Annotated in this window: 21 protein-coding genes; 4 read left to right on the top strand and 17 right to left on the bottom strand. The window is 67.9% G+C overall.

All coding sequences use genetic code 11. The features are described from left to right. Nucleotides 1-7: 7 nt before the first annotated feature. A complete protein-coding gene (locus AC07OD_RS09265; protein ID WP_494596261.1) occupies nucleotides 8-463 on the top strand; it encodes a hypothetical protein in 456 nt (151 codons plus the stop codon). A gap of 24 nt (nucleotides 464-487) precedes the next feature. Here the strand turns inward: AC07OD_RS09265 and AC07OD_RS09260 are convergent, their stop codons facing one another. The 3 genes from AC07OD_RS09260 to AC07OD_RS09250 form a co-directional block, all read right to left on the bottom strand. Further along, nucleotides 488-796, bottom strand: coding sequence for an NIPSNAP family protein (locus AC07OD_RS09260; RefSeq protein ID WP_494596260.1), 309 nt, complete (start codon nucleotides 794-796; stop codon nucleotides 488-490). A gap of 8 nt (nucleotides 797-804) precedes the next feature. Next, entirely contained in the window at nucleotides 805-1,497 is a 693-nt protein-coding gene (locus AC07OD_RS09255) for a glutathione S-transferase family protein (RefSeq protein ID WP_494596258.1), read from the bottom strand. A 138-nt stretch (nucleotides 1,498-1,635) separates the two neighbouring features. Continuing rightward, nucleotides 1,636-2,208, bottom strand: coding sequence for a 5-formyltetrahydrofolate cyclo-ligase (locus AC07OD_RS09250; protein ID WP_218293142.1), 573 nt, complete (start codon nucleotides 2,206-2,208; stop codon nucleotides 1,636-1,638). A gap of 14 nt (nucleotides 2,209-2,222) precedes the next feature. Here AC07OD_RS09250 and AC07OD_RS09245 point away from each other — a divergent pair, with 14 nt between their 5' ends. Both AC07OD_RS09245 and AC07OD_RS09240 read left to right on the top strand, forming a co-directional pair. Beyond that, nucleotides 2,223-4,208, top strand: a complete 1,986-nt coding sequence (locus tag AC07OD_RS09245; RefSeq protein WP_369641329.1) for a lytic transglycosylase domain-containing protein — start codon at nucleotides 2,223-2,225, stop codon at nucleotides 4,206-4,208. A 111-nt stretch (nucleotides 4,209-4,319) separates the two neighbouring features. Further along, complete coding sequence (locus tag AC07OD_RS09240) at nucleotides 4,320-4,919, top strand: DUF4124 domain-containing protein (RefSeq protein WP_492805695.1); 600 nt, start codon at nucleotides 4,320-4,322, stop codon at nucleotides 4,917-4,919. Between the two features lie 107 nt (nucleotides 4,920-5,026). Here AC07OD_RS09240 and AC07OD_RS09235 read toward each other — a convergent pair whose 3' ends face one another. From AC07OD_RS09235 to AC07OD_RS09190, 10 genes are all read right to left on the bottom strand, one after another. After that, nucleotides 5,027-5,959 (bottom strand): MBL fold metallo-hydrolase, encoded by a 933-nt coding sequence (locus AC07OD_RS09235; protein ID WP_369641330.1) that lies wholly within the window; start codon nucleotides 5,957-5,959, stop codon nucleotides 5,027-5,029. A gap of 159 nt (nucleotides 5,960-6,118) precedes the next feature. Then, nucleotides 6,119-8,281 (bottom strand): NHL repeat-containing protein, encoded by a 2,163-nt coding sequence (locus tag AC07OD_RS09230; RefSeq protein ID WP_494596254.1) that lies wholly within the window; start codon nucleotides 8,279-8,281, stop codon nucleotides 6,119-6,121. Between the two features lie 220 nt (nucleotides 8,282-8,501). Then, the gene (gene rbsD, locus AC07OD_RS09225) at nucleotides 8,502-8,891 is read right to left on the bottom strand and encodes a D-ribose pyranase (protein ID WP_218293147.1); all 390 of its coding nucleotides are present in this window, start codon (nucleotides 8,889-8,891) and stop codon (nucleotides 8,502-8,504) included. Next, a complete protein-coding gene (rbsK, locus tag AC07OD_RS09220) occupies nucleotides 8,888-9,838 on the bottom strand; it encodes a ribokinase (protein WP_218293148.1) in 951 nt (316 codons plus the stop codon). The genes rbsD and rbsK overlap by 4 nt, the downstream gene beginning before the upstream one ends. Beyond that, nucleotides 9,835-10,860 (bottom strand): LacI family DNA-binding transcriptional regulator, encoded by a 1,026-nt coding sequence (locus AC07OD_RS09215; protein ID WP_494596251.1) that lies wholly within the window; start codon nucleotides 10,858-10,860, stop codon nucleotides 9,835-9,837. The genes rbsK and AC07OD_RS09215 overlap by 4 nt, the downstream gene beginning before the upstream one ends. A 56-nt stretch (nucleotides 10,861-10,916) precedes the next feature. Then, the gene (locus tag AC07OD_RS09210; protein WP_218293150.1) at nucleotides 10,917-11,909 is read right to left on the bottom strand and encodes an ABC transporter permease; all 993 of its coding nucleotides are present in this window, start codon (nucleotides 11,907-11,909) and stop codon (nucleotides 10,917-10,919) included. Continuing rightward, nucleotides 11,906-13,573, bottom strand: a complete 1,668-nt coding sequence (locus tag AC07OD_RS09205; protein ID WP_218340528.1) for a sugar ABC transporter ATP-binding protein — start codon at nucleotides 13,571-13,573, stop codon at nucleotides 11,906-11,908. The genes AC07OD_RS09210 and AC07OD_RS09205 overlap by 4 nt, the downstream gene beginning before the upstream one ends. Before the next feature lie 38 nt (nucleotides 13,574-13,611). Further along, the gene (locus AC07OD_RS09200) at nucleotides 13,612-14,565 is read right to left on the bottom strand and encodes a sugar ABC transporter substrate-binding protein (RefSeq protein WP_218293152.1); all 954 of its coding nucleotides are present in this window, start codon (nucleotides 14,563-14,565) and stop codon (nucleotides 13,612-13,614) included. A gap of 441 nt (nucleotides 14,566-15,006) precedes the next feature. Continuing rightward, nucleotides 15,007-16,692: an AMP-binding protein gene (locus AC07OD_RS09195; RefSeq protein ID WP_218340527.1), complete on the bottom strand. Its 1,686-nt coding sequence runs from the start codon at nucleotides 16,690-16,692 to the stop codon at nucleotides 15,007-15,009. Nucleotides 16,693-16,761: 69 nt separating this feature from the next. Continuing rightward, nucleotides 16,762-17,508, bottom strand: coding sequence for an FFLEELY motif protein (locus AC07OD_RS09190; RefSeq protein ID WP_218293154.1), 747 nt, complete (start codon nucleotides 17,506-17,508; stop codon nucleotides 16,762-16,764). Nucleotides 17,509-17,601: 93 nt separating this feature from the next. On the opposite strand from AC07OD_RS09190, the gene AC07OD_RS09185 reads away from it, so the two are divergent. Beyond that, on the top strand, nucleotides 17,602-18,498 hold the full coding sequence (locus AC07OD_RS09185; RefSeq protein ID WP_494596248.1) for an esterase/lipase family protein: 897 nt from the start codon (nucleotides 17,602-17,604) through the stop codon (nucleotides 18,496-18,498). 935 nt (nucleotides 18,499-19,433) lie between these two features. Here AC07OD_RS09185 and phhA read toward each other — a convergent pair. The 4 genes from phhA to AC07OD_RS09165 all read right to left on the bottom strand — a co-directional run bounded on the left by phhA (nucleotide 19,434) and on the right by AC07OD_RS09165 (nucleotide 23,675). Continuing rightward, on the bottom strand, nucleotides 19,434-20,273 hold the full coding sequence (gene phhA, locus AC07OD_RS09180) for a phenylalanine 4-monooxygenase (protein ID WP_218340525.1): 840 nt from the start codon (nucleotides 20,271-20,273) through the stop codon (nucleotides 19,434-19,436). A 62-nt stretch (nucleotides 20,274-20,335) separates the two neighbouring features. Further along, a complete protein-coding gene (locus AC07OD_RS09175; RefSeq protein WP_218293157.1) occupies nucleotides 20,336-21,313 on the bottom strand; it encodes a Bug family tripartite tricarboxylate transporter substrate binding protein in 978 nt (325 codons plus the stop codon). 73 nt (nucleotides 21,314-21,386) lie between these two features. Further along, nucleotides 21,387-22,499, bottom strand: coding sequence for a 4-hydroxyphenylpyruvate dioxygenase (gene hppD / locus AC07OD_RS09170; protein ID WP_494596245.1), 1,113 nt, complete (start codon nucleotides 22,497-22,499; stop codon nucleotides 21,387-21,389). 180 nt (nucleotides 22,500-22,679) lie between these two features. After that, nucleotides 22,680-23,675, bottom strand: coding sequence for a lipase secretion chaperone (locus AC07OD_RS09165; protein ID WP_218293159.1), 996 nt, complete (start codon nucleotides 23,673-23,675; stop codon nucleotides 22,680-22,682). Nucleotide 23,676: the final 1 nt, after the last annotated feature.

Here is a 23,676-nt window from a genome sequence, read left to right as displayed (position 1 = left end):
GCCCACCATGTCCCTATCGTCCGAACTCACCATTGCCCAGCTCAACCCCGACGGCAGCGTGCCCGTGCCCACGGCGCCCGACGCAGCGGCCAACGCCGCCGCCGAGGCCCTGCAGCGCGAGGCGCAGCTCGAAGCCTTGAAAGCCAAGGTGGACGACCTGCAGGAGATCCTGGCCAAGCCGCTGAACGAAATCCTGGCCGACCGCGACAAGTTCAAGGAAGCGATGGCCGCGTGGGATGCCTTTGGCGCGATGTGGATGCTGTCGCAGCGCGCCATGAAGCGCGTGGCGCTGGACCTGGCCGCGCAGCAGGGGGTGAGCGAGGAAGAGGTGGTGGCGCGTGCGCTGGCCTATGCCAACCAGGTGCTCAACGCGCAAGAGGAGGACCTGGGCGGCACCGTCGCCCCGGCGCAGTTGGCGCACATCGCGCGGCACAAGCCGTTTTTGCGCAAGCAGTTTCGGTAGCGGGGCCGGGCTGCCCGTGCCCGTTCAGCTGAACACCGGCCTGAAAAAACTCCGCTCGTAGCTCACGATGCACCCCGTCTCCTCGGCATAGCGAAACGCCGCCTGACATTCTGCATCCTGCATCGACTGCTGGCGGTACACCTCGTACGCCGCAAGGCTGTCAAAGGTGAACAATGCCAGTGCGATGTTGTTGGCGCCCTCGCTGGGCATGAAGTAGCCGTGGTGCTGGCCGCCGAACTTCTCGACCAGCGGTATCCACAGTTTTCCGTAGTGCTCAAACTCCTTGAGCTTGCTGGTGTTGAGCACGTAGCGCAGGTAGATGGTGACGGCCATGGCGGTGCTCAGCCTTCCGTGTGGCGCAGGCGGTAGGGCTCTTCGAAGTCCAGAAAGTCCTTCTCGGCCAGGGCGTCGTCGATCCAGGCCTTCACGCCGGGCAGGGCGCGCACGCGCTGCACATAGGCGGCGATGTGGGGTGGCACGGGCAGGGCGTAGGTGTGCAGGCGCATGCACACGGGGGCAAAGTAGGCGTCGGCCACGGTGAACTCGCCAAACAGCATAGGGCCGCCATGTTCCTGCAGCAGCGCGCTCCACATGTCCACCAGGCGCTGCACATCGGCGCGCACGCCGGCCTGGTCGCGCCAGATCAGGGCGCCGGTGTCGGCCAGGTTCGCCTCGATGTTCATGGGGCAGTGGCTGCGCAGGGCGGTGAAGCCGCTGTGCATCTCGGCGCAGATGCTGCGGGCGCGTGCACGGGCCTTGGCATCGGCGGGCCAGAGCTTTTGGACGGGGTGGGCTTCGGCCACGTACTCGGCAATCGCCAGGGTGTCCCACACCACCAGGTCGCCGTCGACCAGCACGGGCACCTTGCCCGTGGGGTTCACGGCGCCAATCGCGCGCTTGAATTCTGAATTGGCGTCGAAGCTGTCGAAGCGCACGCGCACTTCCTCGAACACGATGCCCGCCTGCTTGAGCAGCACCCAGGGGCGCATGGACCAGGATGAGTAGTTCTTGTTGCCGATATAGAGCTTGAGCATGGGGCACCTGCCGATGGAAATCAGAGAAAAGAAAGCCAGCCCGCCATGCTAGCGGCAGTGGCGCGCGCCAGCGATGCGAAAACGCGGCCTCACTGATGCGCGGCACGCATCACGGGCCGTGCGGGCCCTGTTGGCGGGTCAGACCGGCCAGACCACGCCGTTGTCGTTCAGGATGGCATCGAGCGGCAGGTCGAACGCTTCGGGCTCGAAGTCGTCCAGGTAGCCATGGGTGAAGCCCAGGCCCACGGTGAACGGCTTGGGCTGCAGCGTGGCCAGGGTGCGGTCGTAGAAGCCGCCGCCATAGCCCAGCCGGTAGCCGCCCGGCGCGTAGCCCACGCAGGGCACGAAGAGCAGGGTGGGCACGATGACCTCGGTGTCCTTGGGCTTGGGGATGCCGTAGGCGTCTTCCTCCATGGGGCAGCCAGGGTACCAGGCGTGGAAGGTGAGGGTCTTGTGCAGCTTGTTCACCACCGGCAGGCCGATGCGGCGCAGCTGGGGTTCATCGAGCAGCTCGCCGTCTTCCTTCCAGCGGTGCAGGGCGGGCAGGGGGTCGAATTCGCCCTTGATGGGCCAGTAGGCGCCGATCACGGTGTCGGGCCGGTTGACCAGCCAGATGCGCATCACCTGCTGTAACAGGTCGGCCCGCTGTAGGCGGTCGGGCAGGTTGAGGCGTTCTTCTATCAACGCGCGCCGAAGGGCTGCTTTGTCCATCAGATAATTCCCCCATGCAATTTCTCAGAGCGATTCTGACACCCCTTGTCGCGGCCAGCCTGCTGGCCGCCACCGCGCCCCTTGTCATGGCGCAAAACCGTGGTGACGATACCCTGCTCGAAATGCAGCAGGCCTTCCGCAAGGGAGACCGCAAGAAACTCGAGCAGCTCCTGCCCGCCGCACGCGGCCATGCGCTGGAGCCCTGGGCGGCCTATTGGGAGCTCAAGCTGCGCCTGGGCGAGGCGTCGCCATCGGAGATCCAGTCCTTCCTGCAGCGCTACGCGGGCAGCTACCAGGAAGACCGCCTGCGCAACGACTGGCTGCTGCTGCTGGGCCAGCGGCGCGACTGGGGCCAGTTCGCCGAGCAGCATCCTGGCTACCGCATGTCGGACGACCGCGAGGTGCGCTGCTACGCACTGCTGATCGACCAGATCAAGGGAACGGCCAGCCCCACGGTGGCCGAGGACGTGCGCAGCAACTGGTACGCCCAGCGCGATGGCGACGACGGCTGCACCCACGCGGCGCGGGAGCTGCATGGCTACAAGAAGCTGTCGGCCCTGGACATCTGGCGCAAGGCCCGCCTGGGCGTGGAGGCCAACCGCCCCCGCGTCGTGCGCACGGCGGTCGAGATCGTCTCGCCCGAATCGCTGCCGCAGGTCAAGGAGGTGCTCGACGCGCCCGCCAAGTACCTGCTCTCGCGCGCCACGGCCGCCGGCAAGGCCAGGCAGGAACTGGTGCTGCTCGCGCTCCTGAAGCTGGCCACCACCGACCCGGAAGGCGCTGCCCACCAGCTCGACAGCAAGTGGGGCGTGCACCTCTCGTCCGAGGAGCGCAACTGGGCCTGGGCCGTGATCGGCAAGACCGCCGCGCAGAAGCTGGCCAGCAACGCCCACGGCTACTTCGCCAACGTGACGCGCGACAGCGACCTGAACGACGACCTGCTGGGCTGGAAGGTGCGGGCCGCGCTGCGCGCCGGCCAGTGGAAGACAGTGGGCAAGGCCGTGGACGCCATGGGCCCCGAGGCGCGCCAGGAAAGCACCTGGGTGTACTGGAAGGCGCGCTCGCTCCTGGCGGGCCGCGTGACCGACGCGGAGCGCGCCGAGGCGCGCCAGCTGCTCGAAGGCATTGCCAGCACGCGCGGTTTCTACGAGCAGCTGGCGCTGGAAGAACTGGGCCAGCGCATCACCGTGCCGCCCGCGCCCGCGCCGCTCACGCCGGAAGAAAAGGCGGCAGCCCGCGCCAACCCGGGCCTGAACCGCGCGCTGTACGCCATCCTGCTCGGCCTGCGCAGCGAGGGCGTGCGCGAGTGGAACTACACCACCAACCTGCACCAGAGCGGCGGCATGGCCGACCGCGAGCTGCTGGCCGCCGCCGACTTCGCGTGCCAGCGCGAGGTGTGGGACCGCTGCATCAACACCAGCGAACGCACCAAGGCCGTCGTGGATACCACCCAGCGGTTCCCCACACCGTTTCGCAGCGCCGTGGTGGAGCGCGCCACCGGCATCGGGCTGGACCCGGCGTATGTCTACGGCCTGATCCGCCAGGAAAGCCGCTTCATCATGGATGCGCGCTCCCACGTGGGCGCCTCGGGCCTGATGCAGGTGATGCCCGCCACCGCGCGCTGGACGGCCAAGAAGATCGGCCTCGCCAACTTCACGCCCGACCAGATCAACGACCGCGACACCAACATCACCATCGGCACGGCCTACCTCAAGCTCGCGCTGGACGATTTCGCGGGCTCCATGCCCATGGCGGCGGCCGCCTACAACGCCGGCCCGGGGCGCCCGCGCAGCTGGCGCAACGGCCCGGTGCTGGACGCCGCCATCTGGGCCGAAAACGTGCCCTTTGCCGAAACGCGCGACTATGTGAAGAAGGTGCTGTCCAACACCACCAACTACGCCGCCATGCTCACAGGCCAGCCCCAGTCGCTCAAGAGCCGCCTGGGCACCATCGGCCCGCGCGATGCGTCCGCGCCCGAGGTGAACAAGGACCTTCCCTGACACGGGGAGGGGGTGGCTGCCGCATGGGATTGCTATAAAAACATGAGCTGCCGGCGCTTTGGTGAAAAGCGGTGGAGCCCATTGGAATCAAAAACTACGGAGGGAAGCGAGATGAGAGATGCCAAAAAGATGGCGGCCCGTGCCGCCATGGCGGTGGCGGTGATGGCCATGGTCCTGGGCACCGGTGCCCAGGCGCAGCCGGTCTACAAATGGGTGGATGCCGAGGGCAAGACCCACTATGGCTCCCAGCCGCCGCCGTCCAAGCAGGATGCCGAGCCGCTGAAGCTGCAGGGAACCAACGGAACCGGTGGCGCCGGTGCGAGCGGCAAAGGGGGCGGCAAGCCCGGCAGCGTCCAGTACAACGCGGACGGCACCAAGAAGATTCCCAAGGACGTGCAGGAGTTTGCCGAGGGGGCCACGAAGGCCCTGGGCACGGTCGACAGCAAGCAGGTGCCGCTGAACTGCCAGGCCGCCGTGGGCAACATCCACGACCAGGCCGACTCCATGCTGGAAGTGGGGCAGAAGAATGTGCGCGATGGCTACATGGCCCAGGCCGACTTCGACAAGACGGCGCCCAAGATCCGCGAGGCGAAGGGCAAGTACAGCGTGTCGGACTGCCAGGGCGCGTCGGGCAACAAGAAGTCGTTCTACCAGTGCATGTCCAGCAGCTACAACCACGTGATGGGGTGCGACAAGCAGTACAAGCATTGAGCCTGCCGTGAGGCGCCGCGCGCCTTCCCGCAGGGGGGGCCCGCGCTGGCCGGACGCCGCCGGGCCACGTGCGGTGGCGCGGCCGCCTGCAGCCGCCCCCGCGCTGCTTACACGTTGTGCAGCACCTCGCCCTGGCGCAGCGCGGCGCCGGAGCGCACCAGGTCATCGGCCAGGCTGCGCAGCCACTCGGCCTGCGTCTGCTCCGCGAAGTGGCGCTCGCGCAGCATCCCGAAATAGGGCGTGGCCTCGGCCCAGGCCGTGAGGTCGGCCATGCTGATCTGCTGCCACTCCAGCAGCTTGTACTTGAGCAGCACCTTCGCGGCGTAGAGCGCGTGCTTGGCCGGGTTGCGCACGAAGCCGTCCAGGCGCCGGCGCGCGCCGTCGATGGCGCGGGGCGCATCGGCAAACACCGGCCCGTGGCCGGGGATCACCACCTGGGGCGAGAGTTTCTCGATCACGTCCAGCGTGGCGCCCACCTCGGCAAAGGCATCGTCGCCTTCCAGCTCGGGAAACACCACGCCAAAGCCGCTTTCCCAGAGCGCATCGGCCGAAATCAGCACGCGGCCCTGGGGCTCGAACAGCACCACCGAATGCGGGTCGTGCCCCGGGGCGGCATGCACCTGCCAGGGCTTGTCGCCCAGCAGCACGCAGGAGCCGGGCGTGAGCAGCGTGTCGGCCCGAAAGGGCGGGCATTCCTGGCCCGTGGGGGTGTAGCTCAGCGCATAGGCGTCCCATTGGCGCACATGGTCCGCCTGGCCGGGCGGGATGGCCGTGAGCACGCCCGGCCAGGCCTTTTGCAGCGCGGCGTTGCCGCCGCAGTGGTCGCTGTGCAGGTGGGTGTTGAGCACGCGGTCCAGCGGGCGGCCGGCCAGCGCGTCACGCACCAGGGCGACGGTCTGCTCGGCATGGCTGCAGTAGCCCGTGTCCACCAGCGCGGTGTCGTGGTGGCCGATGAAGAGAATGTTGTTGGCCGACAGCCAGCCGCGTTCGAGGACGGTGATTTCGGGGGGCAGGAGGTCGTGGGGCGCGGTGGTGGGCATGGGGGCGGGAATTCGATGGCGTCGGTGGCGGGCATGCGTGCCGCGCCGTGGGCTGCTGCCCAGCGTACCGCAGGTCGTGCCTGCCCGAAGTCCTCCAAAACCCGCAGCTCGGCCTGCGATGGCTGCTGCGGCCGGGTGGCGGTAACTGGCAGCGCGTCGCTACTGCGGCAGGCTCACTTGTGATGCAGCATTGCGCGTGGTGAAGTACAGCTTCGAGTCGCGCACCGCGACGCCCACAGGCGTGTGGATCACTCCTGGGAGATCTCCGCCCACGAATCCTCTTTGCCCTGCTTGGCCCACCAAGGTCGTCACCTGGCCCTCTGCGGAGAGCTTGCGGATCACGCTATTGACGGGGTCGGTGAGGTACAAATGGCCCTTGGAGTCCACGGCAAGACTGGCCGTTGCGCCATCCTCCCCGTGGCTGGAGCCGAAGTCCTGGCCCAGGTAGACCCCGCCGGCCGTATAGGTGCTGTAACTGGCGACAGCAAAGCGTGCGCTACCGGCAGGGCCATCCGCCAGGCCCGCAGGCAGATCGGCTCGACCGGCGATGGTGCTCACCATGCCTGCCGGGGTGATCTTCCGGATGGTGGGGCCAATGCCGGTGAACGCGTCGTTGAGTCCATCCACCACATACAGGTTACCTGCCTGATCCAGAGTCATGTTCCCCAGGATGGCAAAGCGTGCGGTGCTCCCCGGCCCATCTACATGGCCCAAAGTGCCGGGACTGCCGGCCAGCACGCTGACCGAGCCCGCCGCAGTGATCTTGAGGATGACGCCATTGACGCCACTTGCGTACACGTTGCCAGCGTCGTCGGCAGCAATCCCATTGATGCCTGCAAAGTAACTGTAGGTCCGACCGCCCGATACAAAGGGGGCGATCCATGTGGACACATCTGCCAATACAGCGCCCTGGCCTGCGGGGGTGAACCGGTAAATGAGATTGGGCGAGTCCCGCATGCTGGCCGTCGACGCAACGTAGATGTTGTCTTGTCCGTCCACCGCCATGGCCCGCCAGGAAGGGGCTTCAGCGCCTACGGGCCACTGAAGCGCGCGGGTCCTCGTGGTGCCATCCGGGTTGACGATGCGCATCCGCGATTTGTCGTAGTCACTCACATACAAAGAGCCAGACTTCGCCAATGCCAGGGCCAGAGGTGCCCTGAACCGTGCATCCACGCCGGGTCCATCGGGCGGGGGGCCTTCGAGATCTGGTTGCGTCGGCCTACCGGCAAGGATGGTGCGGGTGCCGTCGCGCTGATACTTCTGGACCCACGTGGATAGGCCGTTGGAGAGGCTGGCAACGAAGTTGCCGCTGCGATCAATCACCAGGCTGGTGCCGCCCAGCGCCTCAGGAGCATTGGTCGCTACTGTGGATGCTGTTCCGTTCTTGGCGATGTGGCGAATGGTGGCGGAACGGAGTCCATCCAGCGCGTAGAGCTCGTTGGCAGCATCGATTGCCAGGTCCTGGAGGATGCCGAACCGGGCCGTTGTTGCATCACCATCGGTTGTTCCTTGGATGTCTTTGTCGCCGGAGATGTGGGTCAGTTCGCCAGTCGGGGCATATTTCTTGATGGAACTGCCATCCGTGACGTAGATGGTGCCGGAGGCATCCACGACGAAGCTGGAGCGTTCCGGTATCGGCAATGCAGCGTCCAGCGTACTCGTCAGACCCGCGGGCGTGATTTTGCGAATTTTCGGATAGGTGTAGGAGCTTTGGCCGACATAGAGATTTCCGGCGCTGTCCAGCTTCAGCCCCCGGGGGGCGCAGACTGTCGAGTCCTGTGGCGCACCGTCTGTATTGCCACACACCCCGGCCTTGCCCGCGAAGGTGGTGACTGCGCCTGTGTTGTCGATCTTGCGCACCAGGTGGTTGGCGGTGTCCGCCACGTAGGTATTGCCTGCTGCGTCCGACACGATCGCCGATGGATAGTAGAAGCGGGCTGTAGTACCCGGTCCATCAGCGTATTGCCCCTGTATGGACGGGGATGGTTCGGGGCTTTTGCCGCCAGCCACCGTGCTGACCATGCCGGAGGCCGTCAACTTGCGGATGGCGTGGTTGCCCGTGTCGGCCAGCAGCAAGTCGCCCGTGGAGGAGAGCGCCAGTGCAGGCGCACTGGCAAAAAGTGCGTCAGCAGCGGGGCCATCTAGATAGCCAGAGCCGCTGGTGGCCCCAGCGAGCAGGCTGAGCGAAGCCTTGACTGCGGGTGGTGTAACCGGCGTACCCTGATCGCTTCCGCCGCCGCACGAGATGATTAGAACGGACGCACCTAGAAGTAAGGCCAGCCAGGTACGGGCAGCCGGGCGCTTTCGCGACATGGTTTTCATGGGCGGATTCTCCCGATGCGTGTAAAAAAGCCGCACCAATGTGGTGCTTTGTCTGTGAAATGATTATGCGTAGACATTAAAAAAACGTGACCGCTGTTTCAATCCGTTGCAAGTCGACTCTGGCGCCTTGTGGGCCTTGGAGAACTGCAGACCTGAAAAAGCACCCCTCAGATCTTGTAGGCTGGTCGTCTATCACAGCCTGAGGTTGAGGCAGCGGGCATCAGAACGTCACGCCTGCCACCAGGATCACGTTGGCGTACGGCGTGCACTCCCCCGTGCGCACCATCACGCGGGCCTGCTGGGTCAGGCGCTTGAAGTCGTCGTGGGGCACGGCCTGCGGCTCCACCGGGAGCTGGCACCAGCCGGGCAGATGGCCTGCGCCGCGCTCCACGGCCTCGGTGGCGATCACGGCCTTTTCCACCTGCATCTCCGACAGCACCACGCGCAGCACGTCGGCCACGGCCGGGATGCCCGGGGTGAGTGCCAGGTCGATGCGGCGGGGGCCGGGCGGGATGGGCAGGCCCACGTCGCCGATCACCAGCATGTCGCCGTGGCCCAGGCTGGCGATGGCGTGGGAGAGTTCGGCGTGCAGCAGGGTGGTGCGTTTCACAGGGCGATCCAGTCGGGAGGCAGGGGGCTGTGCGCCACGGCGGCGCGGGTGGGGATGGAGGGCTGGGCGCCCGGCTGCGTCACGCACAGCGCGGCGGCGCGGATGCCGTCGCGCACGCCGGCATCCAGGGGCTCACCGCGCGCAAGCGCCACGGCCAGCGCGCCCAGGAAGGTGTCGCCCGCCGCCGTGGTGTCCACGGCCCGCACCACCCTGCCGGGGTGGTGGCGGCTGCCGGCAGCGTCGGCGGCCACGGCGCCTGCCGCGCCCAGCGTCACAACCACCTGGGCTGGGCCCTTGGCGCGCAGGGCTTGCGCGGCCTTGGCTGCTTCCACGGGCGTGGTCACGTTCTGGCCTGCCAGCGCCGTGGCTTCCAATTCGTTCACCACCAGCGTGTGCACCAGCGGCCACAGGGCTTCGGGCAGGGGCTGGATGGGCGAGGGGTTGAGCACCACAGGGCAACCAGCGGCATGCGCCATCTCGGCGGCGGCCAGGACCTGGGGCAGGGGCGTTTCAAACTGCAGCACCAGGCCGCCTGCGCCTTGCAGTGCGGTGCCCAGCGCGGCGGCATCCAGCACAAAGCGGCCATTGGCGCCCGGCACGACCACGATGCGGTTTTGCCCGCTGGCCTCCACGGTGATGGCGGCCACGCCGGTGGTGGTTTCTGTGTCGGTTTGCACGCCGCCGTGGTCGATGCCGTCGGCGTCAAGCCCCGCGCGCAGCGTGTGGCCGTAGCCATCGTCGCCCACGCGGCCAAACAAGGCCACCCGGGCGCCCTGGCGGGCGCAGGCCACGGCCTGGTTGCCGCCCTTGCCGCCGGGCACCAGGTGCAGGGCGTCGGCCAGCACGGTCTCGCCGGGGCCGGGGGCGTGTTGCACCTGCAGCACCAGGTCCATGTTCAGGCTGCCGACCACGGCGATGCGCGGCACGCGCGCGGCGGAGGCGCTCATGCGCGGGTCTCCAGGACGGGCGGCGCGGTGGAGGCGCGCACGCGCAGCTCGGGCTGCAGCATCACCTTGCGCGCGTCCTGGCGCTTGCCGTCGATGCGTTCGAGCAGCATGTCCACCGCCAGCGCGCCGATGCGCTGCTTGGGCTGGGCCACGGTGGTCAGCGGCGGGCTGGTGAAGGCGGCCAGCTCGATGTCGTCGAAGCCCACGATGGACAGCGCCTCGGGCACGCGCAGGCCCCGTTCATGCGCGGCGCACAGCGCGCCCATGGCCATGAGGTCGTTGCAGACGAAGACGGCGGTGGGCGGCGTGTCCGCGCGCAGCAGGGCGTGCATGGCGTCGTAGCCGCCCTGGCTGGTGAAGTGGCCGTTGCACAGCATGGGCGCCTCGCCGCGGGCATCCGCAGCCGCGGACAGGGCGGCGCGCCAGCCCGCGATGCGCTGCTCGCTCGGCACCAGGCCCTCGGGCCCGCTGATGCAGGCGATGCGGCGGTGCCCCAGGTCCAGCAGGTGCTGCGTGGCGAGCTGCCCGCCTTGCATGTGCGCGGTCTCGACGAGGTCGCAGGGCTGCTCGGCGATCTCGATCTCGCGGTCCACCAGCACGGTGGGGATGGACAGGCCCGCCAGCTGTGTGGGCAGGGTGGCGTCATGCCCGGTGGAGACGACGATGAGTCCGTCGATGCGCCGCTCGGCCAGCACCTGCAGGTAGGTGCCCTGGCGGTGCGCCTCGTCGTTGGTGTTGCACAGGATGAGGTTGTAGCCCGCGCCGAAGCAGCGGTCTTCCACGCTGTGCACGATCTCGGCGAAGTAGGGGTTGGAGCTGTTGGGGATCAGCATGCCCAGCGTGCGCGTGTTGTTGCTCTTGAGGCTGCGCGCGATGGCGCTGGGCACGTAGCCCAGCGCGCGGATGGCTTTTTCGACGCGCTCGCGCCCCTCGGGGCTCACGCGGCGCGTGCCGTTGACCACGTGCGACACCGTGGTGACCGACACGTCGGCGTGGCGCGCAACGTCCTTGATAGTGGCCATGGGAAGAAGAAAAAAATTGGGAGGGGAGGAAGTCGGTGGGCAAGGAGGGAGGGGTGTCAGGCGGCGGCGCGGCGCTGGCGCAGCGTGTCCACGATGACGGCCGCCACGATCACGAACCCCGTGATGATGCGCTTGCTGGGCTCGCTCGCGCCCACCTGGGCCAGGCCCGCCTCCAGCACCGCGATGATGAGCACGCCAAACGCGGTGTTCACCACCGAACCGCGCCCGCCCATGAGGCTGGTGCCGCCAATCACCACGGCGGCGATCACCTGCAGCTCCATGCCGGTGCCGGCGTTGGGGTCGGCGGCTTCGAGCCGGGCCGACTGCATCAGCCCCGCCAGCCCCGCGAGCAGGCCGGTCATGGCAAACACGATGACGCGGATGGGGCGCGGGTCCACGCCCGCCAGGCGCATGGCTTCCTCGTTGGTGCCGATGCCCACCACGCAGCGGCCGAACACGGTGCGCGACAGCACCAGCTGCGCCACCACCACCAGCACCACGGCCAGCAGAAACGCGAACGAAATGCCGCCAAAGAAGGGTGCCGACAACCACGAGATGGCGTCGCCCACGTACTGTGTGCGCGAATCGGTGACCACATAGGCGCTGCCGCGCACGGCTTCGAGCATGCCCAGCGACACGATGAACGAGGGCAGCCGCCAGGCCACCGAGATGGCGCCCGTGATGGTGCCGCACACCAAGCCGGTGGCCAGCGCCAGGGCTGCGGCGGCGGGCACCGTCCAGCCCCATTGCAGGATGGCGGCGGCCGAGGTGGCGGCGGCCAGCGCCATCACCGAGCCCACCGACAGGTCGATGCCCGCGATGATGAGCACGAAGGTCATGCCCACCGCCATCACGGCCAGGGCCGGGATCTCGTTGGCGATGGTGATGAAGGTCTCGGCGCTCCAGAAGTAGTCGGACAGCGACGAGAACAGCGCCACCATGCCCGCCAGCACGGCCAGCAGGCCCAGGTAGGTGCCCAGCTGGCTGCGCCAGACGGAGGAGGCGGAAGGTGCCGCCGCGGGGGCGGCAGAGTGTGCGGGGGCGTTCATGCGGTGACAGGAGAGGGGGTGGAAGGGGTGGTGCCGGTACGGCCGCCGGGCTCGGAAAACGCGGCCGCCAGCAGCGATTGCTCGGACCACTCGCCGCGCTCGAACACGGCCACCAGGCGGCCCGCGCTCATCACGCCGATGCGGTCGGCCATGGCCATGAGTTCGCGCAGGTCGGACGACACCATGAGCAGCGCGCGGCCTTCCGAGGCCATGCGGTCGAGTTCGCCATACAGCTCGGCGCGCGCGCCCACGTCCACGCCGCGCGTGGGTTCGTCGAGCAGCAGCACGCGGCCCTGGCGGTGCAGCCAGCGGGCGAACACCACCTTTTGCTGGTTGCCGCCCGACAGCTGCCCCACGGGTTGCTCGGGGCTGCGGCAGCGGATGCCCAGCGTGCGCACAAAGCCCTGCACCAGCCGGCTTTCGAGCCCGCGCAGCAGCCAGCCGCCGCGCGAGACGGCCGACAGGTCGGACAGCGTGGCGTTGATGCGGATGGGCTGCGCCAGCAGCAGGCCCTGCGATTTGCGGTCTTCGGTGACCAGGCCCACGCCGGCGGCGATGGCCTGCAGGGGGGATGCGAAGCCACGCGCAATGGTGCGTGGTGTGGCGAGGGGCGCCTTGGCCCCCTGGTTTGCTATGTTTTGTGTAGCTGCTTGCGCTTGTCCATCAAGCGCTGGGGGCTGTTTTTGCTCAAATTCCGGGTGCAGCGTGATGCTGCCCCGGTCTGCCCGGTCGGCGCCAAACAGCAACCGGACCAGCTCGGTGCGGCCGGAGCCGACCAGCCCGGCAATGCCCAAGATCTCGCCCGCGCGCAGTTCCAGGCTCACGTCCTGCACGGCGGTGCCCCGGCCCAGGCCCCGGGCGCCCATCACCACCGGGCCGGCGGGGCGGCGCGGGCGGTGCTCCAGGTCGCTCACCGACCGGCCCACCATGCGCTGCACCAAGTCGTCCTCGCTCATTCCGGCCATGGGGCGCGCGTCCACCAGGCGGCCGTCGCGCAGCACGGCCACGCGGTCGGCGATGCGCCGCAGCTCTTCGAGCCGGTGCGACACGTAGATGATGGCCACGCCGCGCGCGGTGAGGTGCGCGATCTGCTCGAACAGGTAGTTGGTCTCGCGCGGCGTGAGCATGGCCGTGGGCTCGTCGAGCACCAGGATGCGCGTGTCGTCCTGCAGGTTGCGCGCGATCTCCACCATCTGCTGCTGGCCGATGCCCAGCTGCGACACCGGCGTGGCGGGGTCGATGCCGCGCAGGCCAATCTTGTCCAGCTGCGCGCGCGCGGCCGTGTGCAGCGCATCGCGCCGCAGCCAGCCCAGGCGGTGCGGCAGGCGGCCCATCAGCAGATTCTCGGCCACGGTGAGCGTGGGCACCAGGCCCAGCTCCTGCATCACCATGCGCACGCCCTGGCGTTCGGCGTCGCGGCGGGAGCCGGGGGTGTAGGTCTGCCCCGCCAGGCGCATGCCGCCCCGCGTGGGCGACTCCAGCCCGCAGATGATCTTGGAGAGCGTGCTCTTGCCCGCGCCGTTCTCGCCCGTCAGCGCCAGCACCTCGCCCGCGTTCAGCGCCAGCGTCACGCCGTCCAGCACCGTGGCCGTGTAGTCCTTGCCCACGGCGTCGATCGTGAGCAGGGGAGTGGCCAGGGCGGGGGCGGCGGTCGTGCGGGGCATGGCGGGCGAAGCGGGTGCGGCTGGGGTCGGGGTGCGTCTTACTTGCTGCCCTTGGTCACGAGCACCACGTCGGTCTTCACCAGGGCGGGCAACTGCGCCTGGGGTGTCTTGGCGGCCAGGGCCTTCTGCGCCAGCTCGATGCCGAACACGGCCTGCTTGGCGGCGTACTGGTCGGCGGTGGCCAGCACGCGGCCGTCGGCCAGCATGGGCTTGATGGCGCCGATGTTGTCGTAGCCCACCACCTGCACCTTGCCGGTCTTGCCGGCGGCCTTCACGGCGGCCACGGCGCCCAGGGCCATGCTGTCGTTGCCGGCCAGCAGCGCCACCAGGTCGGGGTGCTCGCGCATCATGCCGGCGGCCACGGTGTTGCCCTTTTCAATTTCCCAGTTGCCGGACTGCACGCCCACCACGGTGATGTTGGCGGCCTTCATCGCGTCCTGGTAGCCCAGCGTGCGCTGCTGCGCATTGAAGGTGGTGGACACGCCTTCGATGATGCCCACCTTGTCGCCGGCCTTCAGTGTCTTGGCCAGGTGGTCGCCCACCAGCTTGGCGCCCGCGCGGTTGTCGGGGCCCACGAAGGGCACGGTGATGTTCTTTTCCTTCAGCGCGTCGGCATCGAGCTGGTTGTCGATGTTGACCACCAGGATGCCCTTGTCGATGGCGGACTTGACCACGGGCACCAGCGCCTTGGAGTCGGCCGGGGCCAGCACGATGGCGCTGACCTTCTGCGCCACGGCCTGCTCGATCATCTTGATCTGCGCGGCGGTGTCGGTCTCGTTCTTGATGCCGTTCGCCACCAGCGTGTACTCACTGGCGTGCGCCTTCTGGTGCGCCTTGGCGCCGTCTTCCATGGTGCGGAAGAACTCGTTGGCCAGCGACTTCATGACCAGGGCGATCTTGGGCTTGTCCTGCGCGAACGCAGGGCTGGCCAGCAGGCTGCCCACAACGGCAAGGGCGGCGGCGGTCTGAACGGAACGGCGGGTGAACTGCATGGTGTCTCCTGTTGGAATGGGGCTTCAAGCGCCAGCGGCGCCCACAAAAACGCTTCGGGCGACCCGCCAAAGCGATGCCGCGGCGCGAATCATATCTAAAGCAAACGTTTGCGCAAACGTTTGCTAGTTGGTGAAAACCCTGAAATAGCACGCAATGGCCTGCCGGGGAGAAAGCCGGGAACGGCTCTGCCGCCGTGCCGCCCTGCGCGGAGCCCGGCCCTGGCTTCGCGGCGCTTGGAGGGGGTGGATGGGAGGAGGGGCCCCGCAGAGAAGAGCAAGGGCCGGGCCGTGGCGCCAGGGCGTGGAAACCTGCGCGCTGCCTTGCCAGAAACACCGCGCAAGGCCCGCCCCGCCGCGCCGGTGTTGTGCCCTCTTTCCCTGGCGTGAAGCGCGTGAGGAGAAGGGGGAAAGGAAGGAGAAGAGGAAAGGGGGCGGAGCCGCTCAGGCGGCGGTTCTCAATTCCCGTCGCAGGATCTTGCCCACGTTGCTCTTGGGCAGCTCGTCGCGGAACTCGATGTACTTGGGCCGCTTGTAGCCGGTGAGGTTCTCCTGGCAGTAGCGGGCCACGTCTTCCTCGCTGAGCGTGGGGTCGTTCTTGATGATGAACACCTTGATCGCCTCGCCCTGCTTTTCGTCGGGGATGCCGATGGCCGCGCATTCCACCACGCCGGGGCACAGGCTGATGACCTGCTCCAGCTCGTTGGGGAACACGTTGAAGCCGCTCACCAGGATCATGTCCTTCTTGCGGTCGATGATGCGCGTGTAGCCCTCGCTGTCCATGATGCCGATGTCGCCCGTGCGCATGAATCCATCGGGCGTGAAAGCCTTGGCGTTCTCCTCGGGCTGGTTGTAGTAGCCCGTCATCACGTTGGGGCCGCGGATGCAGATCTCGCCCGGGTCGCCCTGGGGCACGCTGTGGCCGGCGTCGTCCTTGATGGCGATGTCGATGCCCGGCAGCGGCAGGCCGATGGTGCCGCTGAAGGTGGTGTTGTTCACCGGGTTGTTGGTGCCGATGGCGCAGGTCTCGCTCATGCCCCAGCCTTCGATCATGGTGCTGCCCGTGACCTTTTGCCACTGCTTGGCCGTGCCTTCGCTGGCGGCCATGCCGCCGGCCTGCGACACGCACAGGTGCGAGAAGTCGAGCGTGCGGAACTGCGGGTTCTGCAGCAGCGCGTTGAACAAGGTGTTCACGGCGGGCAGCATGTGGAAGGGGCGCTTCTTGAGCTCGGCCACGAACTTGGGAATGTCGCGCGGGTTGGGGATCAGCGTGAGGCTGGAGCCCTGGCGGATGGCCAGCAGGCACAGCGTGAGCGCGAAGATGTGGTACAGCGGCAGCGCGGCGATGGAGTTGGCCTTGCTGATGTCGCCCACCTTCGACAGCGCGGGCGTGAACCAGGCCTCGGCCTGCAGCGTGGCGGCCACGATGTTGCGGTGGGTGAGCACCGCGCCCTTGGACAGGCCCGTGGTGCCGCCCGTGTACTGCAGGAAGGCGATGGAGTCGAGCGTGGCCTGGCTCGGGGCCAGGGACTTGTGCTCGCCCAGCGACAGCGCCTTCTTGAAGGTGACGAGCTTGCGGCCGCCGGTCAGGGGCAGCTCGTAGGCCGGCACCATCTTGGCCAGGTGGCGCACCGCGAAGGTGATCCAGGCGCCGAACGCGGCGCCCAGCAGGTCGCCCATCGAGGTCATCACCACGTGCTGGATGGCGGTGCGGTCCACCACCTCGGCCAGCGTGTGCGCGAAGTTCTCCAGGATCACGATGGCCGTGGCGCCCGAGTCCTTGAGCTGGTGCTCCAGCTCGCGCGCCGTGTACAGCGGGTTCACGTTCACGCAGGTGTAGCCCGCGCGCAGCACGGCCGCCATGGTCACGCCGAACTGCGGGATGTTGGGCAGCATGATGGCCACGCGCGCGCCGGGGGCCAGGCCCAGGCTCTGCAGGTAGGCGCCCAGCGCGGCCGAGCGGCGCTCCAGTTCGCCATAGGTCATCCACCGGTCCATGCAGACCGAGAAGGGGCTCTTTGCGTGCTTGCGGAAGGATTCCTCCAGCAGGTGGGCCACGGAGCGGTATTGCTCGGGCTGCACATCGTGCGGTACGCCCGGGGGGTAGCTCTTGAGCCAGATCTTTTCCATGCGCTTGTTTCCTTGTGCTCGCCAGTGAAAGGGTGGGCACAGATTGTGGAAGCGCGGGCGTGCAGTCAGCTACCGGGCTTGTCCTAGGGTGCGCGCCAGTTGGGTCTCGCAGGTGACAGGATCGGCATCGAACAGCTGCGCCATCAGCGCGCCTTCGCGCTCCTGGATGGTGGCCAGGAACTGCTCGACCCCGCCGCGCTGGCGCGCGAGCTGGCCAAAGGTGTCGAAGCCCGCCTCCAGGAACCGCTGCAGCGCGCCCATGCCGGCCGCCTGGGCGGGCGCGCGCATCATGCGCAGCATCATGCGCAGGCCGGGGGTGCGGGTCAGGCGGGCGAGGTCGGTGCCCATGGCCAGCACGCGCTGCAGTTGCTGCTGGCGCGCATGGCGCTGCCCCACGGCGCGCCAGGCGGCGGTGTAGCGGGCGGCGTCCGGCATGCCGCCCCCGCCGGAGGCGTCGAGCCAGGCGCGGCCCATCTCCTGGTCGAGCCCCTCGGTCTGCGCATGCAGCACGGCCAGCGCCACGGCGGTGGCCACCACGGGCTGGGGGAACATGGTCTGCAGCGTGCCCGCGATGCGGCCGAACTGCAGGTCGCGCTCGGTGTAGTCGGTGTCGCTGTACAGCTCCTCGAGGAAGAACCGGGCCGCGGGGCCGAACGAGGGCGAGCCCATGAGGTCGGCATAGGTGCCCCTGAAGCGCCGTGCCTGCAGGGTCTTGACCTGGCCCACCGCCGCGCCCAGTGCGGCATCGCCGGTGCGGTGCAGGCGCAGGGCCGTGACGTCGGCGATGCAGTCGCGGATGGTCTGGGCGGCATCCATGGGGCGGGGTCCTTTCTACGTGCGGGGGGCGCCAGGGCAGGGCCCAGACCGCACAATGCGGCTGGTCAATTACAACATCTGCCCATCACCACCATGATCGCGCGCTGGCAACGAACCCTGCTCCTGTTCATCCTGCTGACCATGGCCGCCTGGCTGGTGTGGCAGTGGCCGCATTCGCCCTTGCGTGCCGTGCTGGGGGCGTTGCTGCCCCTGGGGATATACCTCGCGGTGATGGCGGTGGAGTTTGTGCTGATGCACCTCACCAACCGCCAGGACGCAGCGCCCCGTGCGCGCCTCTCCCAGGTGCTGGCCGCCTGGTGGGCCGAGGTGTGGGTGGCATTGATGGTCTTTGGCTGGCGCCAGCCGTTTCGCCACCAGTCATTGCCCGACTGGCTGCCTGCGCAGCCGACCGGAAAGCGCGGCGTGGTGCTGGTGCACGGCTTCATGTGCAACCGGGGCCTGTGGTTGCCGTGGTTCGTGCCATTGCAAGCCCGGGGCCATGCCCATGTGGCGGTGAACCTGGAGCCGGTGATGGGCTCGATTGACGAGTATGCCGACATCATCGAAGAGGCCGTGCGCAAGGTGACGGCGGCCACGGGCCAGGCGCCGGTGTTGCTGTGCCACAGCATGGGCGGGCTGGCGGTGCGGGCCTGGCTGCGCGCGCACCAGGCGGATGGGCGGGTGCACCGGGTGTTGACGCTGGGCACGCCCCACGGCGGCACGTGGCTCGGGCGCTTCAGCCGGGCGGTGAATGGGCGGCAGATGAGCCTGGCGGGGGACTGGGTGGTGGCGCTGCAGCGGGCCGAGCCGGCGGGGCGGGCGGCGTTGTTCACGTGCTGGTATTCGAACTGCGACAACATCGTGTTCCCGGCGAGCACCGCGGCGTTGCCAGGGGCGGACAACCGGTTGGTGGAGGGCGTCGCGCATGTGCAGATGGCGTTTGACCCTGGGGTGATGGAGGCTTGTCTGGAGGAGATAGGTCGAGGGTGATTCTGTGAGTTTTTTTGACTGCTTGCGCTTTTCTATAAAGCGTTGATAGCTATCAATTTTGTAGTTTTTGTTAGGTGTGCTGATTTGGCCGTATGCCTTTGCTGAGGGCGGGAGCCGGGTTGTCGCCCCGGCAGGCGAGTAACTTTCTTTTGCTTCGCCAAAAGAAAGTCACCAAAGAAAAGGCGACCCCCAGTCTGCGACCCCTGCGCTTTGCTCCGGGGCAAACCTGCGTCGTGTCGGTTGCGGGGTGCGCCGTGGAACTCGCTTTGCGCTGCGCGCGCCGCTCGGACAGCCACGGCGAGTCAGAGCACGAAGTATGGGCGCTGCGACGCCCATGCCACCCCGCAACCGCCCCGCCGCAGGCGCAGCCAGCAGGGGGTGGACAGCAGAACATCCAAACAACCGAACAGCCGGACATCCCTTCGGGCCATCGCTGCGCTCGGCCCAGTTTGCGCAGCGCGTGGCGCTTGCGCCCGCGAGAGGGGGCCGAGCGAAGCAATGGCCCGTGTGGATGTCCGTTTCTGGGTTCCCTTCTGCGCGTGCCGAGAAGCGCAGGGCAGGGGGTGCGTGCGTGTGCCGAAGGACACACGCACTTCGTGTACTGACTTGCCGCAGTTGTTTGAACGGAGCGCGTAGCGCGCAGTGAGTTCTGCGGCGCACCCCCTGTCCGAGCATCGCAGGTTGCCCGTAGCGTAGCGAAGGGACGCGCGCAGTAGGGTCGCCCTTTCTTTGGTGACTTTCTTTCGGCGACGCGAAAGAAAGTTACTCGCATGCCGGGCGACTCCGGCCTCCGCCCTCAACCCAGGCACAGAGACCGATACATCCACAACCTCCGACAGCCTCGGCCAAGTATTGCTGGGTGCAAAAGGGGTGCTATCAAAGACGTAGCTGTCAATGCATGATTCACTAGCGCTAGCAGCCAATATCACCAAAAATCAAGCCGCCACAGCCTCCCGCTCATCCGCCGCAAACTCCGGCAACCCCCGCAGCCGCTCATAGATCGGCGCAAAGTCCGCCGCCGTCATCTCGAACAGCTGCTCGAAACTGTCGATCACGAAATACGTCTGCTGGTACGTATCGATCTTGTAGCGCGTGCGCATGGTGCGCTCGAGCTGCAGCGCAATGCGCTGTGGCTCCGGGCTCTGCACGGAATACGCCAGTTCGCCCGAAGAACTCAGAATCCCCGCGCCGTACGCCCGCAACTGCCCCGCCTCGCGGATCAACCCGAACTCGATCGTGTACCAGTACAGGCGACTCAACATCTCGCACGACCCCAGCCCCTGCGCCTTCAGCCCGCCCTGGCCATAGCGCTGCACATAGTCCGCGAACACCGGGTTGAACAGCAGCGGCACGTGGCCGAACAGGTCGTGAAAAATGTCCGGCTCGACGATGTACTCGAACTCCTCGGGCTTGCGGATCCAGTCCGTCACCGGGAACTTGCGGTGGGCCAGCAGCGTGAAGAAGGGCACCTCGGGGATCAGGCCGGGCACGCCCACCAGCTCCCAGCCCGTGGCCTTGTAAAGGCGCTCGTTGACTTCCTCAAAACGCGGAATGCGGTCGCTGGCGCCCAGCGAGGGCAGGGCGTCGATGAACGCCTGGCTCGCCAGGCCCGGCAGCAGTGCGCGCTGGCGCTCGTACAGGCGGCGGTAGGTGTCGTGGTCTGCGGCGGTATAGGCCGCGTAGTCCTGCGGGCAGGTGTAGTCCTCGCTGGCGCGCGAGTAGTCGCCCCGGGGTGGGCGGGTGGATTGGCCATAGACGACGGGGGCTTGTCCCATTTTTTGCTCCTTGGCCGTCCTGGTGCGGCGCGCCGGGTGGCGCGCACCTGCCCGGGCGGCGGTTATTCGATCTTGATTTTTGCGGCCCGGATCAGGAACTCGTACTTGCTGTTTTCCGAGCGTACGAACTGCGCGAACCCGTCGAGCGTCAGCTCTTCGGGCGTGATGCCCATCTTCTTGAACTTCTCCTTGCCAGCGGGCGACTGCATGGCCGCCGAGAACGCGTTGGCGTAGCGGCGCGCGTCGGCGTCCGGCAGCGAGGCGGGCGCGAACAGGCCAAACCAGGTGGACACGTTGAAGCCCTGCACGCTGTCGTTGATGCTGGGCACGCTGGGCAGCGACTCGTTGCGGCTGAGCGTGGTCACGCCCAGCGCCAGCAGCTTGCCCGACTGGATCTGTGGCAGCGCCGAGGCCAGGTTGTCGAACACCATCAGCACCTGCCCCGACTCCAGCGCCGCCAGGGCGGGCTTGGAGCCCTGGAACGGCGTGTGGCCCATGCGGGTGTTGGTGAGCGACTTGAACATCTCGGCCGAGATGTGGCCGATGCTGCCGTTGCCGCCCGAGCCGTACTTGGCCTGGTCCGGGTTCTTCTTGAGGTACTGCACCAGGTCCGGCGTTGTCTTGATGCCCAGCCTGGCGGCCTGCTCCGCGTTCACCACCAGCACATTGGGCGTGCGCGCCACCAGCACGAGGGGCTTGAAATCCTTGAGCGGGTTGTACGGGAAGTTCTTCTTGTACAGCCAGGGGTTGACCGCATGCGTGGCCACCGCGCCCATCAGGATCTGGTTGCTGGTCTTGGGTGCCTTGGCCACCTGGTCGGCCCCGGTGCCCCCGCCGGCGCCAGGCTTGTTCTCCACGGTGATGGAGCCCAGCTGGGCTGCGGCGCCTTCGGCCACGATGCGTGCCGAGGTGTCCAGCGGGCCGCCGGCAGGGTAGGGGACCACGATGGTGAGGGGGGCGGACGGGTTCTGCGCCTGCGCCGCCGTGGCGGCGCAGAGCAGGACGAGAACAACACTGGACAAGGTGCTACGGAGCGACATCGGGATCCTTTTGAGTTCCGGGGAGCGCGCAGTATAGGCATCTGGTCAGGGTTAACCCGGGATGTCTGATGTCTTAGGTGTTGAGCACCCCACGGCGGATCTGGTCGCGCTCCAGCGATTCGAACAGTGCCTTGAAGTTGCCTTCGCCGAATCCGTCGCGGTAGTCGCCTTCGCGCTGGATGAACTCGAAGAACACCGGGCCCAGCATGGGCGTGGAGAAGATCTGCAGCAGCAGGCGCGGCGTGCCGTCGGCCGTGGTGCCGTCCAGCAGGATGCCGCGCGACTGCAGCTCGGGCACGGGCTGGCCGTGGCCGGGCAGGCGGGTGTCCAGCATCTCGTAGTAGACGTCGTTGGGCGCGGTGGCCAGCGAGACGCCGGCCATGCCCAGCTTGTCCACCACGTCCTGCAGGTTGTCGCAGATCAGCGCGATGTGCTGGATGCCTTCGCCGTTGAACTGCATCAGGAATTCCTCGATCTGGCCGCCGCCCTGCTTGGACTCTTCGTTCAGCGGGATGCGGATCTTGCCGTCGGGCGCGGTCATGGCCTTCGACGTCAGGCCCGTGTACTCGCCCTGGATGTCGAAGTAGCGGATCTCGCGGAAGTTGAACAGCTTCTCGTAGAAATTGGCCCAGAAGCCCATGCGGCCCCGGTACACGTTGTGCGTGAGGTGGTCGATCAGGTTCAGGCCGTGGCCCACGGGGCGGCGGTCCACGCCTTCGATGAATTCGAAGTCGATGTCGTAGATGGACTTGCCGTCCTCAAAGCGGTCGATCAAATACAGCGGCGCGCCGCCGATGCCCTTGATCGCGGGCAGGCGCAGCTCCATGGGGCCGGTGGGGATCTCGATGGGCTGGGCGCCCAGCTCCAGCGCGCGGTTGTAGGCCTTGTGCGCATCCTTCACGCGGAAGGCGAGGCCGCAGGCCGACGGGCCATGCTCGGCGCCGAAGTAGGCCGCCTGGCTGTGGGGCTCGCGGTTGAGGATGAAGTTGATGCCGTTCTGGCGGTACAGAACCACGTCCTTGGAGCGGTGCTTGGCCACCAGGGTGAAGCCCAGCTTCTCGAACACGGCTTCCAGCACGCCGGGCTGGGGCGAGGTGAATTCGACGAACTCGAACCCCATCAGGCCCATGGGGTTGTCCCAGGCTTCCAGCTGGGTGGCGGTTGTTGGGGGCAAGGCGGCGTTCATGGGGTGTCTCCGGCATTCGTTGAGGAATGCCATGGACTGTAGGCGTGCCCTGCCTCATGTTTCTGGCGAAATCAAGAGGCTTTGGCCTTTGATTTGCAGGAATGTTGCGAATGGTCAAAAAATGGCGCAGGACAGGCGCGCCACCCGGGCGCACCGTCGAATGGCACCGGCGCCCTGCGCTCAGGAGCCCGGCGTGGCCGGCGGGAGCTTTCGCAGCGCCAGGGCGGCATCGAGGCGCTGCTGCTCCTGCGGTGAGAACAGCTGCTGGCGCAGTGATTCCAGTGCCCTGCCGTCGCCCGGCTGGGCACGGGCCTGGCTGTATTGGTCCAGGCGCTGCTGCCAGCTTTGCTCCTCCCGGTCCAGCTGGGCCATGGCGTGGGCCGCGGCCTCGCCGTACTGCGCGCTGCGCGCGGCGTGGCGGGTGCGTTCGTCGGTGTTTTGTGCGTTGAACGCGGCGGTCTGGGCGGCCGCGCTCAGGTGTTCGGTGGCCGCTGCGCGCTCCGCGCGGCGCGCCTGGGGCAATTCGTTCTCTGCATCGCGCAAGGCCTGGGTGCGCTGTTCGGCGGTGAGCCGGGGGTTGCGCTCGATCTCCAGGCGCGCCAGCGTGTAGCGGTCCAGGTCCGCCTCGCGGGCGAACAGGGCGTCGTGCTCGGGGCCGTCAAAGAACTGCTGGCGCACCTTGTGGCGCGCCTCCAGCGCTTCGCGCAGCGCGCCGGGGTCGGTCGGGTCCGGGGGCGTGCGCAGCTGGCCCAGCGCCACGCGGTAGTCCACGTAGCGCTCGGCCAATGCCAGTGCCCGGGTGGCCAGTGCCGCCGGGAAGTGCTTGCCCACCAGGCCCGCCAGGCGCTGCTTGAGCGTGGCGGGGTCCGCCGCGCCGCCGTCCTGCGCCTCCATCAGCAGCGCCTCCAGCGTATCGCGCAGGCCGTGCACCAGCAGGGGGTCTTCGTGGCGGTCCGGGCCGGCGGCGCGGCGGGCGGCGAAGAAGCTGCTCTCCATGGGCCGTGCCGAGCCCGACGGGTTCTGGCGCGCGCTGCCGGCCTGCGGGCCGGCGCCGCCGGCGCCTGGATGCGGGTCCTCCGCGCCCTGCAGGCCGTGCGGGGCCGTCCACCAGACCACGGCGGCCGTGGCGGCGGCCAGGGCCACTGCGGCGGCGAAGGCGCGGGACCTTTTTTCCACG

Source organism: Acidovorax sp. GW821-FHT10E03, from assembly GCF_059415205.1.
This window is presented reverse-complemented; position numbering and strand designations above follow the sequence as displayed.